At 30.9% G+C, this 17,111-nt stretch carries 29 protein-coding genes; 4 read left to right on the top strand and 25 right to left on the bottom strand.

Annotated features, from left to right (window positions below; all coding sequences use genetic code 11):
• Positions 1-43 precede the first annotated feature (43 nt).
• The 3 genes from V7S50_RS10495 to V7S50_RS10485 all read right to left on the bottom strand — a co-directional run bounded on the left by V7S50_RS10495 (position 44) and on the right by V7S50_RS10485 (position 2,911).
• The gene (locus V7S50_RS10495; protein ID WP_336376067.1) at positions 44-1,210 is read right to left on the bottom strand and encodes a DUF2325 domain-containing protein; all 1,167 of its coding nucleotides are present in this window, start codon (positions 1,208-1,210) and stop codon (positions 44-46) included.
• A 140-nt stretch (positions 1,211-1,350) separates the two neighbouring features.
• Positions 1,351-1,971: a hypothetical protein gene (locus tag V7S50_RS10490; protein ID WP_336376068.1), complete on the bottom strand. Its 621-nt coding sequence runs from the start codon at positions 1,969-1,971 to the stop codon at positions 1,351-1,353.
• A gap of 163 nt (positions 1,972-2,134) precedes the next feature.
• A complete protein-coding gene (locus V7S50_RS10485; protein WP_333728361.1) occupies positions 2,135-2,911 on the bottom strand; it encodes a DarT1-associated NADAR antitoxin family protein in 777 nt (258 codons plus the stop codon).
• Positions 2,912-3,356: 445 nt separating this feature from the next.
• Here V7S50_RS10485 and V7S50_RS10480 point away from each other — a divergent pair, with 445 nt between their 5' ends.
• Complete coding sequence (locus V7S50_RS10480) at positions 3,357-3,971, top strand: protein sprT (RefSeq protein WP_333728360.1); 615 nt, start codon at positions 3,357-3,359, stop codon at positions 3,969-3,971.
• Positions 3,972-4,122: 151 nt separating this feature from the next.
• Positions 4,123-4,443, top strand: coding sequence for a DUF3846 domain-containing protein (locus tag V7S50_RS10475; protein ID WP_333728359.1), 321 nt, complete (start codon positions 4,123-4,125; stop codon positions 4,441-4,443).
• Positions 4,444-4,769: 326 nt separating this feature from the next.
• Here V7S50_RS10475 and V7S50_RS10470 read toward each other — a convergent pair whose 3' ends face one another.
• From V7S50_RS10470 to V7S50_RS10380, 19 genes are all read right to left on the bottom strand, one after another.
• Positions 4,770-5,171 carry a hypothetical protein gene (locus V7S50_RS10470; RefSeq protein WP_333728356.1) on the bottom strand — a complete coding sequence of 134 codons (402 nt, stop codon included), beginning with the start codon at positions 5,169-5,171 and terminating at the stop codon, positions 4,770-4,772.
• Between the two features lie 175 nt (positions 5,172-5,346).
• Positions 5,347-5,508, bottom strand: a complete 162-nt coding sequence (locus tag V7S50_RS10465) for a hypothetical protein (protein ID WP_327820086.1) — start codon at positions 5,506-5,508, stop codon at positions 5,347-5,349.
• Positions 5,509-5,520: 12 nt separating this feature from the next.
• Positions 5,521-6,327: a hypothetical protein gene (locus V7S50_RS10460; RefSeq protein WP_333728354.1), complete on the bottom strand. Its 807-nt coding sequence runs from the start codon at positions 6,325-6,327 to the stop codon at positions 5,521-5,523.
• A 95-nt stretch (positions 6,328-6,422) separates the two neighbouring features.
• Positions 6,423-6,581 carry a hypothetical protein gene (locus V7S50_RS10455; RefSeq protein ID WP_170951674.1) on the bottom strand — a complete coding sequence of 53 codons (159 nt, stop codon included), beginning with the start codon at positions 6,579-6,581 and terminating at the stop codon, positions 6,423-6,425.
• A 290-nt stretch (positions 6,582-6,871) separates the two neighbouring features.
• The gene (locus V7S50_RS10450) at positions 6,872-7,303 is read right to left on the bottom strand and encodes a hypothetical protein (RefSeq protein WP_099009454.1); all 432 of its coding nucleotides are present in this window, start codon (positions 7,301-7,303) and stop codon (positions 6,872-6,874) included.
• A gap of 124 nt (positions 7,304-7,427) precedes the next feature.
• The gene (locus V7S50_RS10445) at positions 7,428-7,844 is read right to left on the bottom strand and encodes a hypothetical protein (protein ID WP_336584250.1); all 417 of its coding nucleotides are present in this window, start codon (positions 7,842-7,844) and stop codon (positions 7,428-7,430) included.
• A gap of 49 nt (positions 7,845-7,893) precedes the next feature.
• Entirely contained in the window at positions 7,894-8,295 is a 402-nt protein-coding gene (locus tag V7S50_RS10440) for a DUF6908 domain-containing protein (protein WP_336376070.1), read from the bottom strand.
• A gap of 156 nt (positions 8,296-8,451) precedes the next feature.
• Complete coding sequence (locus tag V7S50_RS10435; protein WP_319790761.1) at positions 8,452-9,189, bottom strand: hypothetical protein; 738 nt, start codon at positions 9,187-9,189, stop codon at positions 8,452-8,454.
• A gap of 102 nt (positions 9,190-9,291) precedes the next feature.
• Entirely contained in the window at positions 9,292-9,708 is a 417-nt protein-coding gene (locus tag V7S50_RS10430) for a helix-turn-helix domain-containing protein (RefSeq protein ID WP_336376071.1), read from the bottom strand.
• Complete coding sequence (locus tag V7S50_RS10425) at positions 9,705-10,106, bottom strand: hypothetical protein (protein WP_242298910.1); 402 nt, start codon at positions 10,104-10,106, stop codon at positions 9,705-9,707. The genes V7S50_RS10430 and V7S50_RS10425 overlap by 4 nt, the downstream gene beginning before the upstream one ends.
• Positions 10,107-10,285: 179 nt before the next feature.
• Positions 10,286-10,660, bottom strand: a complete 375-nt coding sequence (locus V7S50_RS10420; RefSeq protein WP_242298909.1) for a hypothetical protein — start codon at positions 10,658-10,660, stop codon at positions 10,286-10,288.
• Between the two features lie 183 nt (positions 10,661-10,843).
• Positions 10,844-11,041, bottom strand: coding sequence for a hypothetical protein (locus V7S50_RS10415; RefSeq protein WP_336376072.1), 198 nt, complete (start codon positions 11,039-11,041; stop codon positions 10,844-10,846).
• A 24-nt stretch (positions 11,042-11,065) separates the two neighbouring features.
• Entirely contained in the window at positions 11,066-11,392 is a 327-nt protein-coding gene (locus tag V7S50_RS10410; protein WP_336376073.1) for a hypothetical protein, read from the bottom strand.
• A 185-nt stretch (positions 11,393-11,577) separates the two neighbouring features.
• The gene (locus V7S50_RS10405; protein WP_336376074.1) at positions 11,578-12,162 is read right to left on the bottom strand and encodes a hypothetical protein; all 585 of its coding nucleotides are present in this window, start codon (positions 12,160-12,162) and stop codon (positions 11,578-11,580) included.
• Positions 12,137-12,772 (bottom strand): hypothetical protein, encoded by a 636-nt coding sequence (locus V7S50_RS10400; protein ID WP_336376075.1) that lies wholly within the window; start codon positions 12,770-12,772, stop codon positions 12,137-12,139. The genes V7S50_RS10405 and V7S50_RS10400 overlap by 26 nt, the downstream gene beginning before the upstream one ends.
• A gap of 470 nt (positions 12,773-13,242) precedes the next feature.
• A complete protein-coding gene (locus V7S50_RS10395; RefSeq protein WP_336376077.1) occupies positions 13,243-13,590 on the bottom strand; it encodes a hypothetical protein in 348 nt (115 codons plus the stop codon).
• A gap of 35 nt (positions 13,591-13,625) precedes the next feature.
• Complete coding sequence (locus V7S50_RS10390; RefSeq protein ID WP_242298904.1) at positions 13,626-13,790, bottom strand: hypothetical protein; 165 nt, start codon at positions 13,788-13,790, stop codon at positions 13,626-13,628.
• 17 nt (positions 13,791-13,807) lie between these two features.
• Positions 13,808-14,011: a hypothetical protein gene (locus tag V7S50_RS10385; RefSeq protein WP_242248856.1), complete on the bottom strand. Its 204-nt coding sequence runs from the start codon at positions 14,009-14,011 to the stop codon at positions 13,808-13,810.
• Between the two features lie 84 nt (positions 14,012-14,095).
• The gene (locus V7S50_RS10380; RefSeq protein WP_242248854.1) at positions 14,096-14,674 is read right to left on the bottom strand and encodes a TerD family protein; all 579 of its coding nucleotides are present in this window, start codon (positions 14,672-14,674) and stop codon (positions 14,096-14,098) included.
• A gap of 136 nt (positions 14,675-14,810) precedes the next feature.
• On the opposite strand from V7S50_RS10380, the gene V7S50_RS10375 reads away from it, so the two are divergent.
• Together V7S50_RS10375 and V7S50_RS10370 are read left to right on the top strand one after the other, a co-directional pair.
• The gene (locus tag V7S50_RS10375) at positions 14,811-15,143 is read left to right on the top strand and encodes a hypothetical protein (protein ID WP_242289098.1); all 333 of its coding nucleotides are present in this window, start codon (positions 14,811-14,813) and stop codon (positions 15,141-15,143) included.
• 24 nt (positions 15,144-15,167) lie between these two features.
• The gene (locus V7S50_RS10370) at positions 15,168-15,500 is read left to right on the top strand and encodes a DUF2085 domain-containing protein (RefSeq protein ID WP_336376078.1); all 333 of its coding nucleotides are present in this window, start codon (positions 15,168-15,170) and stop codon (positions 15,498-15,500) included.
• Positions 15,501-15,740: 240 nt separating this feature from the next.
• On the opposite strand, the gene V7S50_RS10365 is transcribed toward V7S50_RS10370, so the two are convergent.
• Genes V7S50_RS10365 through V7S50_RS10355 form a run of 3 tightly spaced genes read right to left on the bottom strand, consistent with a single transcriptional unit; the run spans position 15,741 to position 17,003 of the window.
• On the bottom strand, positions 15,741-16,103 hold the full coding sequence (locus V7S50_RS10365) for a hypothetical protein (protein ID WP_336376079.1): 363 nt from the start codon (positions 16,101-16,103) through the stop codon (positions 15,741-15,743).
• Between the two features lie 52 nt (positions 16,104-16,155).
• The gene (locus V7S50_RS10360; RefSeq protein ID WP_242298900.1) at positions 16,156-16,527 is read right to left on the bottom strand and encodes a hypothetical protein; all 372 of its coding nucleotides are present in this window, start codon (positions 16,525-16,527) and stop codon (positions 16,156-16,158) included.
• A 5-nt stretch (positions 16,528-16,532) separates the two neighbouring features.
• A complete protein-coding gene (locus V7S50_RS10355) occupies positions 16,533-17,003 on the bottom strand; it encodes a hypothetical protein (RefSeq protein WP_336376080.1) in 471 nt (156 codons plus the stop codon).
• Between the last annotated feature and the right edge of the window lie 108 nt (positions 17,004-17,111).

Raw genomic sequence — 17,111 nt, 5'->3', positions numbered from 1 at the left:
ACAAAAAGCCATCATTAAGACGGCTTTCTCTTTGCTTTATGTTTTAAACTTCTGTCTCTTCTGCCATTTTTACAATGGTAGATTTTCCTGTACTAAATGTAGTAAGGAATGGAATATCTCTTTCTTTACACAGTGCCTTGATTTGCTTCATCGCAACATGTTTAGATACTTTGAGTAAAAATATAACCATATCAGATTTCTTTACAAGTGGCTCCAGTATCGTAACGTGACTTCTTGCATCTGCCCATAGAAAAGAACCTCCTCTTTGCTCAATACTGGCTTTATAGATGGCCTTTTTAGGCTCATTCCCTATAATGAGAATACTTTTTCCCTTTAAAGCATCTTCATCTATTACAATTTCATCTTCTTCCACATGTTTTTCTTCTTTTTTACTTGCTGTACGCTTACTTTGAAAAACCAATGTTGCTTCTGGTTCACTATCTCTTACATCATAAATCCAAATAACCTTTACTCTATCTGGTTTATCAGCAGGATAAGCAATGTCTACAATCATTTCTTCTTTTAGTTTCAAATCAATAACTTCATCCACATTTAATAGGAATGAATAGGGTACCTCTCCAAACTTTATATCTCGTCCATCTTCTAAACTTTTCCGTACAACTAACATGTTTCCATCTTTTTCTATCGGGCATAAATTAACTTGAACTCGGTTATCATCAACAGGTTTTTCTGTTCGTTTCGCTAAAGAATATTGATATTTTTTCATGTCTCCATTCGCATAACCATCTTCTATTGCATAGACATAATCATGATGTTTCAACCCTAAATCTCTAATCACTTTCTCAGGTACAAAACCATCAATTTCAGGTACGAATCCACCTCTAATTTTTCGTTCAAATAAATACATTTTGTTTTTTGCAATATCTAAGGAGTTATGTATTTTATCATCTTCTATTTCTTTATCTTCACTCTTTATGCTATCAGATTTTTTCTCCTTAAAATCTGTAGTTTCTGCTTCTACATTACTTCTTTCTGTATTCTCTATAGAAGCATCTTCTTGTATCTGTCTTGTATTATCAGCAAGAACACCCTGTAAACTCCTCTTCTTCTTCTCTAAACCTTTAATATTCTCCAATACATCAAAATATTTCTTTATTACCTTTTTGTGCTCATCTAAATGCTCCAATTTTAAACATTCAATTGTTTGAACTAACTCTTTTTTTATTTGTTCAACTAATACATTATCCACAGAAAATAACCCCTTTCCATTCATATATTCATATTATATAAAGAGGTGAATAATTGCAAAAGGAAATCAAGAAGATATTGGATTTTATACAAAGAAAAAAGACTACGAGTTTCGTAGCCTTTCTATCTTGATGGGCGATATTACATATCAAATTTATCGTTAAAATCTTCCTCTGATACGCCATATCTACGCTTATATTCATCTGCTGATAAAACATGTAAATCTTTTTCATCGTCCACAGTTTTAATTTCGACAACATATGTTTTGTTATCCATCACAACTGCAACATCTGTACATTCCTCTTCTAAACGTTCAAGAACCTTGTTCAACTCTTCTATAGATAGGTTTTCAATCAATGAGTCATAACAGCTTAATTGAAAATATTCATCCATCGTTTCTATTTTCTTTTCGATTAATTCTCTGTTTTGATTATCTTTCAATTCACTAACTACCCAATCCATCATACGTTTTGGTTGACTCGCTTTATACAATAGCTTTGCAGGTTCAACTTCTACACCATATTGATTTTCTTTTGCATCTTTAAATACTTCATAAATTGCCATGCGATGACTCGCACCTTTTAAATCAGACAACTCATCATGTCCCCAAACATCAACAAGAATGCTTCGACCTGTTAATGGATTGGAAACAGCAACCACTTCACCAATTCCTTGATAATCTAATCCATGCTCTTCTTTCTTTTTGTGTAATAAATCCAGTAATCTATCCATATTTTCATCCATTGTAAATTGCTTTTTCATTATTAGTCAATCTCCTTTTTAATTCATTCTGTATTGAATACCTATTTATATATAATCACTTATTATAAACGATTGTAAATGTCATTATTCTATGTATAAAGAAAAAGGCAGAGATATACTCTCTACCTTACTTTACAATATTCCTTTCTTTATGTACATGATATCAACGCACTTCAATTTGAATGTCTTTAAATTTATCATCTGATTTTCCAATACGAAGAGCCTGGTTAAGTGGTTTACACTTCTCTAATAATGCTTTCCCTCTTTCGTCTTTCGCATACCATTCATCATTTTCATTTTTCATATATTCTCGAATTGTATCTGCTTGACATACTATTGATTTTTTACTTTTAAACATATCATGGTACTCATCAAATTTAGCTAATACATCTATTAAATACTCATTACTTTTTAAATACTTGTACCAAAGTAATTCATAAAACATTGATAGATATTCAATTGATAGAATCGTATTTCCTATTTTACACGCAACTGGTTTTTTCCCTTTTGCATTCTCCCACTTTTTACAAGTGTAATAAGAACCACTTTCGTCTTTAAACACTTTAGACTTCTGATAATGGTTTTCTATAGTGTCAAATACGTCATGTACTGAAACTTTTGCAGATAGTGCTGAAAAACGCTTATCGCCTTTTGTAGAGCATTCTAATACGTTTAACTTACGTATCTGAAGGATATTTGGCGAAACATCTGCTCCTCTTAATATACCTACATTCTCAATTTCACGTAAAATCTTCTTTTCCACTTTTTCTCTCCCAATAACAAACATCAATAGTTCTTTTGCTTTTTCAATATCCATCTTTGCTGTACCTTCCATCACGTCTTCTTCCGTAAAAATGGCAGGAAATATATCTTTAAACTTCCCTAATTCATTAATTACGCCTGATTCCTCTACTAATTCAATTCCATAAAATACAGTCATCTGAAACCGCTCCTCTTCATCCAATATGAAATATACCTAATTTATAAAATATCTACTGTATTCTATTGAGTTTTCTCAGCAATTATAATTGCTGAGAAATTGAAGTATAATAAAATAACTTATAAAAACCAGGTAATGCAAACGTACATTGAAATAAAACTTAAGGTGGAATTACTTATGTTAGAAGACACATTAATTGTGGACCATACAAAAAGGAAACGAATTTTACCAGACAAATCACTATTACGTTGTCCAAAATGCAATAAGATTGGGGAACGTCAGGTATCTGATAGCAAAAAATACGTGCAATACATACATAAAAAATATAATTCGAATAGAATTCTATCCTGCATGATGAAAGCGCATCAGGAAAATTCACTAAAAAATAGTAAATAATAATTATAAAAAAAGAGATTATACTATTCTAAATTGAGGAGAATTAATAATGAAAACAATAACAATTGGTGGACATTATACTTATGATGATGGGCTAACAGAAAGCAAAACAATTATGTTTGTGATTCGAAGAGGGAAATATGAAGATGATGATGCAGAGTTTTATGACACCATCTCATTATTCGGTTCTTACGGAGTACATCAGCGTGAATTTGAAGTAGAGTTTTTCCAAGATAAAAATGTCAGACTTGCTACACAAGAGGAAGTTAATAAATTAAGAAGTCATTGTTCATTTACCCCTTCAACAGTAAGAAATAAAATGGACTATCTTATTTCAAAACACTGGGGCATAAACAATCGACCAAACATTGTGTTTGACCCATATGAACCTTTGGAAACAACGTATTTGGGTGCATATCACGCAGGAACAGAATCTCTTATTTTCAGGTCCGAATTTTTGATTTTGGTTGAAGAAAATGAATTTGAGAAGATTCTTCTTCATGAATTATGTCACTGGTACTTACATATAACTGGTGAGGAATATCGAGATAGAGATGTTCGTTTTGCAGAAGAATTAATAAAAGTTGGAGCAGGTGAAACTGCAAATCTTCATAATGACGAAGCAAGAAAAGCATTCGAGATAGCATCTAATAATCTTAGGTAGCACAAAAAATCCCTTGTACTAATAATTATAAATTTATCCGAATCCTACAAAAATATCAATTAAAAGTTAGGCATCCATATTAGGATGTCTTTTTTCATGTATAATACATATTAACAACATTTATTTAAATTTGAAAGGGGTTTTCCATCTCATGAGTGAGACAATTCGATTAATACAGATTGATGGTGACACAGCTTACATAAAAGAGGTTCCGAATACATTAGAATCCTTAAAAGATTTAATTGGTGGCGGGTATTTAGAGCAAGTTTCATTTGGATTTGGTTTTGTAGGGTTATGTGATGAAGATGGTCTCATGAAAGAATTACCTAAGAATCCTTTGGGAATTGCAGGGCTGATGATTATTTCAAAATATGATACTACTCGACATGGAGAGTTAGGTAGTTTAACAGATGAGGATATTAAACAAATAGAACGATTAATTGCCCAAAGAGGCATTTACTTCTCTAAATAAAACGCAAAAGGTAGATGAATATATACCATTCATCTACCTTCTCTTGAGTACCCTTACACAGAAGGGTCTTACGGGTCGCCACCCGTATTATCGACTTTATCTGCTCGCTACACATGTTATTCGGTTCGCCATGTTTTACAGTGTTAATGCCATAGGTAGCCGAGCTGTTCTTCTCATAACATTAACTACAGAAACCTGTATGTATGCTTTTCAAAAGAAAAACTATTTTGTAGGTTTTTTACACCATATCTAATTATAGATGCGTATTATCATGTTTATTCCAAAAACAAAAGAACTACATCCAAAATAAATTTGAACATAGTTCTTTATGCTGATAATTGCATATTCTCTTCTTGATGAAAATAATGCTGATAGGCATATCTAACAATTGAATTTACATCCCTATCCGATACATACTTTTTCGAATTCCACATTTTAGACATGTATAAATACTTCAATAGCTTTAATTGCGTATCCCTGGTCCACTCAAAAGAAGTAAATACAATTGTATTTTTAAATACAAAATCATCTTCATTTGTTTGTAACATATACTGAATATGTCTCTCTCTTGACTTTGAAACCTCAATAATTTCTTTCACCTGTAATTCTGTATAATTGCAAGGCAAGAAAAACATATGAATGGATGATAAACCAAATAGTTTTTTTGCCTTTTCTAAAAATAGAAATAAAGATTTTTTCGGTATGTTATCATTGTAGATTTTTAGCATGTTGCCTCACTCACTTTCAGTTAATACCCATTAACACCTTGTTTATATATTCCAATGAATACTATAAGCATTTTAATAGAAGAATATTCAATCCCAATAAAAAACAGAGCACATGTTGTACTCCGCTTTTTAGGAATATAATTTATATCTTTTGTCGGATAAAAACTAATTTAAATTATTTATCCAGACTTACATTTATTAGAATTAATCCACTGTTTTCGTCTACTTCAACATCATCAATACTGTAATAGAGTAGACCATTTTTTATCATTACACACTTGTCATCATTTGCATCTAACACTTCTTTAAGTCTTTCAGCAATCATGGTCTTTTCCATTCCTTTCCCTTTTCAGGCACATAAGTTATATATTTGTTGTATCACGCTTTTGTTTACAATTTTCCCATGTTCTTCTGCATATACAAACAGAACAGGAACATTCTTTTTATCTGAATAGACTTTGCTTTTTTCTTTTGCTCTTTTTACATTTGGAGAAGGGCATTTTTTCCCTTTTCGACCATGCTTCAATTCTTTTTCTGATTTAATTTGAATGGCTCCCAATAATTTATCCGCTCTAAAAATTTTATAATCAATAGCGAATTCCATATCTTCACTATCTTTTGCCCTTTGAAATCTCAACCATTTGAATCTTTCATGTAACGTTGAAATGGCATTGATTTCACGAGCAAATCCCATCCAGGGAACATCAATGACGGAAATATAAATGAAATTCACATAATCATTTATAGAGACATATTTCTTTCCACGCTTTGTTGCTTCATCATACAGAAATTCACCCATTTCAAAAATATCTTCTAATTTTCGGCCATACTCGAAATTCACATTTCGTTCTTTGTAAGAGAGTACACTCTTGATGTTCTCTGCTTCTTTTTCATGAATAGAATATTTTCTTACCACATCTTGTTTTTCAGGTTTCATTCGTTTAATTAAACCGTTTCTTTTCTTACCACTTGCAAAGTAATAGGATTCCCACTCGTAAAAGTTTCTCGCTTTGCTTTTTTTACAAAGTTTTATAAGATGTCCTACTGCCCAAGTAGAATTCAATCCTAAAGATACGCTAAGTTTATTTATTTGAGAGAAAAGCTCTGTTTTTTTGAAATTCAACCGCTCTGCTCTTGTTTTGATAATGTATTTCATCTATATTCACCATCCTTTTCATCGACTATAGTTAATAACTTATTTTTATAATACTATCAATATAGACTATAGTCAATAAAAAAAATAAAAGAGACCTAATTGGTCTCTTCGGATAAATCTTCATATACAACCAAGACTGAACAACCCCATGAATAACTGGCAGTAACAAATTTTATAGATGGATTCGCTAAGAATTGGTTCAATTTTTTCTCTAATCCACTGTCTGTTAATGCTGTGAATATTTTAGTCTTCATATAAACACCTTCTTCCTGTTCCTCTAAATAAATCTTGCTTAGACAAATACAAGTGGAGAAGTTTTTAAGCCAGGTCCTTCACACCTCTCAGGAATTATTTTGCCAGGTCTCCCACACCTCAATGAGATTTTTTAGCCAGGTATCTCGTTCCTCTATCCACTTGTTATATCGGATTATAGTATTTATAACGACAAATAATAATCACAGAAGGGCATGAGCAGTTTCTACTTAATTCAGGGAATCATCCATTTCCCTTCATACTTACTACAATCAATAAAAAGAGAGCACAACTACGCACTCTCTCGTTCACTCCATATTCTTTTTACATCCAATGACTGAATCGTTACTGTATTAACTTCATCCACACAGCAATAATACGTTCGTGTTGATTGTAATTGCTGTTTAATTTCTGAAACAGTTGCCAAATTAAACCCTTCAGAATCCTTGTTTTCTATGACTTCACCAGATTTCAATTCAATATATACGATAGATGATTTGAACACTGGCTGTTCTGCTAATCGTACTTGAATTGACTCAAACTTAAATTTATTTTCCCCAACATGTTTATTCAAATAGGGAATTAAGTCTTCCATATCTCTATCTTCTATATGTTTCGCTTCCTGTAAATCTAATGTGAATAACACTGCTCGTCCAAATGATGAACCCTTTCTCATTTTCTTAACATATAATCCACCACTTACTCGAATTACCTTTTTACACATACAAAACACTCCTTAATAATTGATTTCTGTAAATACCTGTTTTGTTATAATCCATTTATTATAGATTTTCATAGGGAAAATATAAAAAAACCAAGCGAAATTATTTGCTTGGTTAATTTTATAATTATGATTCTTTGTAATACGCAATAAGAGCCCTATAGTCTATATCTTTAAAGCTATCAATCATTATCTCTGAAGCATATCCTTCACCTACAGGTAGTAATGTTTCTTCCATTTCTTTCTCAACGGTCTCACCGACTAAAGCCATCAATTCTACATCATCCATATTCAGATTTTCCAGAACAACTTCCTTTACTTTGTTTCCATGCCATTTTGAAACTAAAGTTGTTGCTAAATTATCGAACTTTTTCATAATAGGTTGCTCCTTCTTTTCTATATCATTCATTTTCATTTGTTTATCACAATCTTCACAAACTAAAATCCCTAATTTTTCACAATAAATTGTTTTACATTCTTCAATTTCTTTATATGTGAAAAAATGCTCACATTTTTCGCATCTTAAGTCTTCATCAACCATCATTATTCGCCCCTTTTATACTGCATTAACTCTGCTTATTTGATTTTTCTTATCAATCTTCATCTATGAAATAAATCTTCCATTCTTTTGAGCAGTCCGTTGCAAACGACTTTACACTCTTCGTTGTATGTCGCTTATACAAGTAACTTCCATCTTCATCAAACATTCCAAACATAGTATCACCCATTGCTTGTTCTAATCGAATTGGATACCATATATCGTTTTTCACTTGGAATACAAATACAGGGTCAGAGATAAGGTCTCCATTTTGTTTTCTATAAAAACCAATGAATAACATATCACCTGCTTTTTCAACAACAAATGGCAAGAAACTATCTTGTTCAATACGTATAGAAACTTCGTCTTTCTTAAAGAATTCTTCAACCGATGTTCTTCCATGTTTTACAATAATCTTTTCCATCACTTTGCGAAATGCTTTAAATTTAAAATTCATTTGAATCGCTCCTTTTAAAATAAATTCAATTAAATACCTAATTTTTATATCCTAAGTATTATACTTTTGCGATGAATTAAATATAAGAAAATACTTTATTATTCACGAAAAAAGACCTCTTTCTATAAAGAGGTCTAAATCAGATTATATACTTAATTATAATTTATATTCTCCCGTTTCTACTTGTGCATCTGGCTTTCTCCTTACAACCGTCTGCTTTACAAAGACCTTCCTACCATCTTTCAAATATCTCCAATGACCTCTTCTTGTCCAGGCCATTGTCTTTGCATGGTATTCTCTTTTAGGAAGTTCTTCACGGATGCTAAATCTATAGGTTTTTCTACCTATTTTTCTACTGTTTTTTCCGACCTGTGTTGTATCCTTTGTTTCTGTATTACTATAATTACTTTCTTTCATATGAACAACTTCTTTATCTTCCATAAAATTCATCATAAAGTAACTTACTTGCATAAAGATATTTAAGGAATATAGCATTAGCTTGTCTTTCGCTAACGCAAACTCTTTTTCTAACTTATATTTCTTTAAATCATAAGTATTTACAATTTTATTTCTGATTTTCCCTTTATATATATAAGAGTGAAATTCTATGATTATATCACCATATGCATCATAAAGAGTAACATGAATATCTTTTTCATGTAATTCAAACTGAAGATAAGTTCCCTGCGATAATCGATTCATTTTCACTTCCAGTTCAATTACGCCTTTTTCTAATGGGAAACCACCATTTTCAATATTATAATTTGCCTCGTACCATTTCTCGATTTTCTCCATTTGAGTAGCGGAGACTATGATTTTGTCATATCCTTCTGGCATTACAAATACCTTTTTATTTTTTGCTCCTAATAACGATAAGAAATTTTGATTTTTCATATGAACTCGTTCCTTTCAAAAGAATTTTTCAAATACCTGTTTTATAAATTCTTTATATCTTAGAACGAGAGGTTTACTTTCATAACCCAAATAAAAAACATCTTACTCTTTGGGTAAGATGCCTGGGATACACTCTTTACTTTCTTTCAATATTTCTATTGCAGTATCTATTTTCGTTAGCAATTCCTGATTTATATGATTAACCTGCGAAGAAGATAATGAAGGTTCATCCGTTCTTCCCAAAAGAAAATCCGATGACACATTCAATACATCGCATAATAAATCTAACATTTCTATAGAGGGCGTACTATAGCCTGTTTCATAATTAGATATGGTAGTTTTTTTCGTATTCACTTTTATCGCAAGTTCCTCTTGAGTGAGTCCACTCCATTTTCTTGCTAATCTTAATCGTTTTTTAAATACTCCCACTACGTCCAATGAATACCCATCCTTTACAAACTCATAATTAGTTCTATCATAAACAAAAAAAGAAAGGATTTCCACCTTTCTTCTTTTCATGATTCATCCTTATTCTCTTTCAAATATAAATTTACTTCTGACATGTTCTTAATTACTGGTTTATCTTTTTCATATTTGATTTTTACTTTGTAAGTTCCTTTAGACGTAGTTGCTGTATAAACATCATATGAATTTCCCTGCTCTAATACAATCTCTTTCTCATTCACACCAATTTCTTTAGCAATTACTTTAGTTCTTTCTATGTCACCATCAGTATCCTCTACTATTTGAAATAGCCTTTCTCCTTGAACCTTTAATGCCCAAAATCCACAAAATACAAATAATACAACAAGGATGAATAGCACAACTGGAGGAATCCATTCACTATCCATAAAATCATAAGTGAACCTTATATTCTTTTGTTTTTCATTTTCTTCTTTATCCAATTTAACCACCATAATTACTCCTTTTGTAAGATGTTCAAACGATTCATTTTCGTGATAATAGACTTGTCATTTTTTTATGTCCATTTTTAATTAAAAATCATCTTTTGATGTGCTCATAGAAAACACCGACTAACTACAATTTTTTCTAATAGACCCACTTAATTTTAATCAATTTATTTAAATTAATTGATTTACTTATCTGTAGAACTCATTTTTACTTGAGCTATATTTTCTATAACTGGTTTAGATTCCCCTTTTAACAGCTTACCAGCTTCAATTGTTTCTTTTATTTTAAATTTATATATACCTTTTGAAGTTGTTGCTGTATATAATCCTAACTCTAACTCTTCTCTGTCTTCATTTTCATTAATATCTTTTTTTATTACGACTTCTCTTTGAGGTATATCCAACTCATCAGCAACAATAGCCAGTATAGCAATGTTTTTGTTTTTTATGTATTTATTATCCTTTTCGTATAACGAAGTCGCTGTAAAATATAGTACGCATAGAACAGAAATAAATATGACTACAGCAATTACAACTTCCCAAGCTTCTTTCTTACTCATTTACCACAATTCCTCTCCATTAAAATTCATTTATTTTTAAAATATTTCTTATGAAACATGTTAGTGCAAAGAAAAGTCATTAGCTCACCATTTTGAACATCTACTCCCACTTCCATTTTGATATCAAACAGAAATTGAGTAGCAGTGAAATAGGATTTTAACCTTTACTTTTAAACAATTTCATCATTTTAAAAAATATGTTATAAAAATATACGTTATCCACATGATTCCCCACCATATTAAAAATCCATAAAGACACCCTTTAGCAATTTCCCAATCATATTTCTCTCCTTTTGGTGTTGTTATAACGCATATAATTGTTCCGATTATAGAACCTAATAAGGTTGCTAAAAATGCATAAAACAAAATCGTTCCATCCATTTTATTACCTCCTTAAAATATTTTTTATTTACTATCATCTACTTCTTTCGTGGTGATTTTTATTTCTACAATTCTTTTAATCTTTGGTTTTTCACTATCTCTATCATTTACTTCAACAGAATATACTCCTTTTTCAGTATCCGCTTGATAGATATTCGGTTCTTTATTCTTTAGAATAATTTTCGATTCAGAAACATGAACTTCTTTTGCAATCTCTTCTCTAATCTGAGACTCATATATTTGATTTTTGTGTTCAATTGACCCGATGAAACCACTTAAAAACAAATAAATCAGCGATATGCCGAACATAATAACAATAAATCCAATAAGTAACTCAATAAAATCATCCATATGAAATATCCTCCTTCATATAAAAAATCATACTAAATTTATTAACTATAGTCAATGAATTAAGTGAGCGAAATCAATCTTCTCTGCGGATTGCAAATCCATAAGAAAATAAAAAGACCATGTAACCAAGTTATCTTTCTAACTTCTTGTTTACTAACAACAAAAAAGACCACTAAAAAGTAGTCTTATTGTTCTTCTTCAGAGAAATATTCTATGTAGGCATCAAAATCTGAGTCTAAACATTTTAAAGATATTTTTTTAGACCTATCTAATTCACGATAATGTCTTTTGTAGTAAGGATTATCCCCCTTAAAATTTGGGTCATTCACTAATGTATTCTGGATATGTCTTTCTAATTTATCAAGTATAAACCTATCTACCCTTTTTATATCTAAACTTCTAATCTCATCAAACGCCTGTTTAATGTATGCATTGTATATATAAAACACAACCATTTCTGCTTCAAAATATCCTGAAGGAAAATAGCTTCTAAACTCAGGATTCACAGATTCTCTTGCTTTATCAAATAATGATTCATCTATATACACACACCCTTCTGGGTATCGCTTTACTAAGCTATCACAGACTTCTTTAAGTTCTAACAGTTCAGGCTTAGACTTACAAAGTAATGATATGTATTTCAATATGAAGACTTCAACATCGGAAATCTTCCTGCTTAATACAATCGTATATAATTCTTTTACTTCCTTTAACACTTCAACAATTAACTTATCGTCTTTTATCTTATTCGGTTGCTCTTGTGCCCTCATTTTCGGTATCTCCTTTTACAAGTTCACTTCCAATAGAAAATAGTAAATTTCTAAATGGGATAAAATCACCATCATTCGCATAACCTGGTCCTTTCGCATAAATACGAGGTTCATTCAAATTATGTGCTTGATACTCCATATAAGCTTCTGCTTGTGGCTTTATAAAGAAAATTGCTTTGTCTACATACGATTCTTTTCTCCATGCAATTTCTTTCATTTCAACCCCAAACACTTGAAAATAATCATTGTAATTCTCCACAGTAATTAACTCATCATATGGATTGGAATACTCCTTATAAAGCATTTCTTCATATGATTCAATCTCAATATGTGCATTTTCACCTGTAAATAAAAACCATGATTTCACAGCTTCTACTTCAGATTCTACCCACTCACTTCCATACACATTGACTTTAAATGCAAGTGGTGTGTCTTCAAACAAAGATTCAATTTCACTATTATATGGAATTGAATCATACACTTTACTTTGCACTACAAAATACGGATTTCCTGTTGCGTGATTTGCTTCTGCACCAGGAAAATGATGATTCGCAAATTCCTTCAATAATTGTTCTTGTTCCTTTGTGATTTCAATAGTTACTTTTGTCATAACATTTACATCCCCTTTTTATAAATTCAAATTGAATACCTGTTTTCTAATATCTACTTATCATAGAATTTTCTAAAGAGCTCTATAACAAGAAAAATAAGTTTATCTTTTGGCTACAAAATCAACATTCCCCAGATGTAGTGATTGTAATGGAATATAAGGAGCTTCACTGGAAATATGTTTATATAGTTGCACTTCGGTTACCAATTTTTGATTTGATTTTTTATAAAAAGGATTGTTCTTAAGATTTTCTACAACTGTTTTTATGTCTATATGAAACGATTTATTAACTTTCAAATAATCAAATTCCTTTCGAATTATTAAGTCTTTTTACATACTCCGAAACAGCATCTTCCTTTTCATTTAATTTATTAATGTCATCTCTTAATCTTCCTAATTCACAATCTGCATAAAAAGCTATACCAAGCAGAATGCAAAATATCAAAGTCGTTACAACGGTTAGCATATCTTCATCTTCGTTTAATTATTTTTGGGGAAGTCTGTAAAACTCCCTCCTTTTTCAAATGCTCTCTAATCTTATTTGATAATACCGTATCTTCTTTGCTACCGTTCCCTTCCATATTCCAAGCAAAATACCACTTTTCTAAAATTCGTTGTAAATCATCATTATTTAGCTCTAATTTTTTATCATCATCATTTAAGGTTTCTATCGTTTCAATACAGTCATCACCATAAGCACTTGAGGGATACCTTTCATAGAATTTTTCTTTTGCATCGCTCTCATTATCTGCGGTTGCTTTGTAAGTTTGAATTTCATTTACAAATCGGTTGTAAAAAATAACTACATACTTATTCATTGTTAACCTCTCTTCTATATACACATATAAATTGTTTATTCTTTCATAAGCATCATAAAAATCTCTTTTGCTTGATATTCTTTCGGGATTTGTTTCACTGCTTCCTGTGGTGTATTCCCCTCTAAAACTGTCCAGAACGAACGTCTAACCACTTTACCTTTCACCACAGACTCTCTTATGTAATTCGTGTGATACTTCATCCTATGCCCTTCTTCCTTTAAAATGTTTTATGCCACCATGCTTTAAATGTCTTCTTCCATTTTCCATTCACTAATTCAAATCCATCTATATAACACTTACCATTTATCGTTGTTATGTTTTGTCCATTCATTTCTTTATGAAAAGGAATAACAGAACTCCCTGAAACTACAACTCTATCCGTTTGATTTACAATGACTGCTCCTCCACAAAATGCTCCCATTTCCATCACCCCTTCTATTTAAAGTAAGATTTTATTCTATAAAAAAAAGAGGAAGCAAAATCTCCCTCTTTTTTAATTTAGTTATTAAGCATCTAAACCATATGCTTTTACAAGTGCGGCCAAGCCACCTTGGAAACCTGCTCCAACAGCATTGAATTTCCACTCACCGTTATGACGGTATAATTTACAGAACACAACAGCCGTTTCAATTGAGAAGTCTTCACCTAAATCAAAGCGGAAGATTTCCTCTCCTGTATCTTGATTCACTAAACGAACAAATGCATTTTTTACTTGTCCAAAGTTTTGATTACGGTTTAATGCATCGTAGATTGTTACAGTAAATGCAATTTCCTCAACATTAGAAGGTACTTTGTCTAAATGAACAACTAATTGCTCGTCATCACCGTCTCCTCCACCTGTTAGGTTGTCACCTGAATGAACAACAGAACCACAAGTTGATTTTAGATTGTTATAGAAAATAAAATCTAAGTCTTTTGCACATTTACCTGCTGAATTTAATAGAAACGCAGATGCATCTAAGTCAAAATCATGACCACCATCAAATTCATTAACATCCCAACCTAAACCAATCATTACATTTTTCAGGTTCTCTCTACCTTTTGTAAGGTCTACTTTTTGTCCTTTTTGCAATTGAATTGCCATAATCAATTCCTCCAATATGTATTAAGATTTAAGCTCTACTTATATAAAACCACATATATCAACTATAGTCAATATAAAAATAATAATATATAATATAGTTAATAAATAAAAACTAAAAGGAAGGAGATGAGGTTAAATGTTTTTTCTTTGGAATGCTCTTAATATAGGATTGCTTATCGCCTCAGGGATTGCAATTCATAATAACAATATGAAATCTGGAATCATTTATGGAGTGATTGGCGGGATATCTCTTTTACTCAGCATACTTTACTACTATAGAAGACAACTTATGAAAAATAATGCGGATTCAACTATGGGAGTTTGTATTGATAGTCTGGATTGTTTAGCTTGTGACATGAATCAAAAAAATGGATTTGATTGCGTGGATATTGAATGTGGTAAAATGCAGATTTTAGAAATTGATTGTGATGGTGTAGAATGCATGAACGCAGATTGCTGTAGTTTATAAAAAAGAAAGGGTGCTTTTAACATAATGAAACCTACAACGTTTTTATATAAGGCTTGTTTATTAATACCTTGTCATCGAAGAAAAGAAAGGTGCTTACATATAAGAGGAAAACAAATGCCTATATGCACACGATGTTTTGCTATACTCTTAGGACATTTGCTCATCCCCATATTCTTTATATATTCTGCACCCTTCTATATAGGTTTACTTCTACAGATTTCCATGGTAGTTGATGGATACACACAATTAAAGAAATGGAGAACCAGTAATCACGTCTTGCGGTTCCTAACAGGTATTATAAGCGGTGCAGGATTGTCCATCTTAATTATCGCTTTTGTACGTCTACTTACTAATTAAAAAACAGAGGAGGAATAGACCTTTAGATTAAAATTCATATTAAATCTATTAATAAGAATAGCTATTTCAATATTACTTTATGGTTCTTTTCACTTCATTCTGTTTTTAGAAAGTAATCGACTATAAAAATATTTAACCTTATTGACTTTTTTATATACATATGCGAAACTATTAAAGGCTGTTATACTTAAAGAATCACCAAAAAGAGGATGCATATGCATCCTCTTTTTATTTATACTATTAATGGCTCAACTCTTTAATCTCTAACTTTTCTACTTTGATAATGGCTCCTTCTTTGAAAGTTACATGATAGGAGCCTTCTTTTGTCTTTACTTCATAAAATGCTTTATTACGACCAATAGGTTCTATAGACTCTATTTCATCTGCATTTTTCAAATGCAAGCTATCTGCAACAGCTTTCCTTTCCTGCTTTGTTATTTCATTCATTAAAGCTCCTCCTGATAGTGCAAAACATAGAGCACTAATAACTACCAATATCAATGACCATGAGTTTTCAACAAAAAGAACTCTATACATAAACACAAATACCAGTATAAAAAATACCAAAGTTGAAATTTTTAATAAAAAATATAAATTTAACATCCTTCTATCCCCTTGTTAGTCTCAATAATACTTATATGTAATTTGAACGATTCTACTTTTCTCCATTTACCTTTTCTACCTTACTAACAGTTGGTACTAAGGCTCCACTTTCAAAAGTTACATGATAAAAACCATCTTTTATCTTCACTTCATAGAATGACTTGTCATGACGACCTATCGAATTCATTGACTCTATTTCATTTTCATTTTTTAAATGTAAACTATCCACAACGGCTTTCTTCTGATAGTTTGCTTGTAGCGGAAAGAAAATAAAAGAACTAACAATAAAGCATACAATTGTAATCATTGGAAGTTGGTATATGATATCTGATTTATCCCCAAAAAAGAGGACTCCCAGCATAAATAACATGGTTAATACTAAAAAACCAATAACAGTAAACTTAATCAAAATATAAAAAGTCACTTTCTTCACTCCTTTTCTGTTTCAGTAATTTTATATAATTCAGTAAGCCTTATAATCTTTGTTATTTTTATATCACTATCAAAAATAACAACATATTGTTTATCTAATTTCTTTATGATGTAGCCTTTTTGATTTTTTTGAACTTCCCCCTCACTATCTTCAAAATCATGAAAAACAATATCGTTTTCATTAACATCTAAAGCTTTTGCTACTGATTGATATTCTATTTTTACGGAGTTCTCTTTCTCTTCCTGCATGTTATTGAAATCTATCAAGAATACTGCCAGTAAGGAAACAAGTGCCCCACATAAAAACGAAACATAGAAAAACTCTGAAGGCATTCTTTTATTTGTAATTTTTTCATATTCCCACTCTTTCGATAGAATTGTAATAAATAAAATGAAAAAGCCAATGGAACTTAACGCGAAAACAAGAATGACTTTATAACAATCTTGAAAATGAAAAAACGTCAACACATTATCAGCCCCTGTCCTCATTCATCATAACATTACCATTGACTATAGTAAATAAAAAACAGAAGAGTGAACTCTCTCCTGTTTTTTAGTATCCATAATATAATTATT

Origin of the sequence: Bacillus sp. CCNWLW194, assembly GCF_037120585.1 — a bacterium.
In the GTDB taxonomy this organism is placed as follows: domain Bacteria; phylum Bacillota; class Bacilli; order Bacillales; family Bacillaceae_G; genus Bacillus_A; species Bacillus_A basilensis.
Note: the sequence above shows the minus strand (reverse complement) of the source record. Positions and strands in the feature narration are given on the sequence as shown.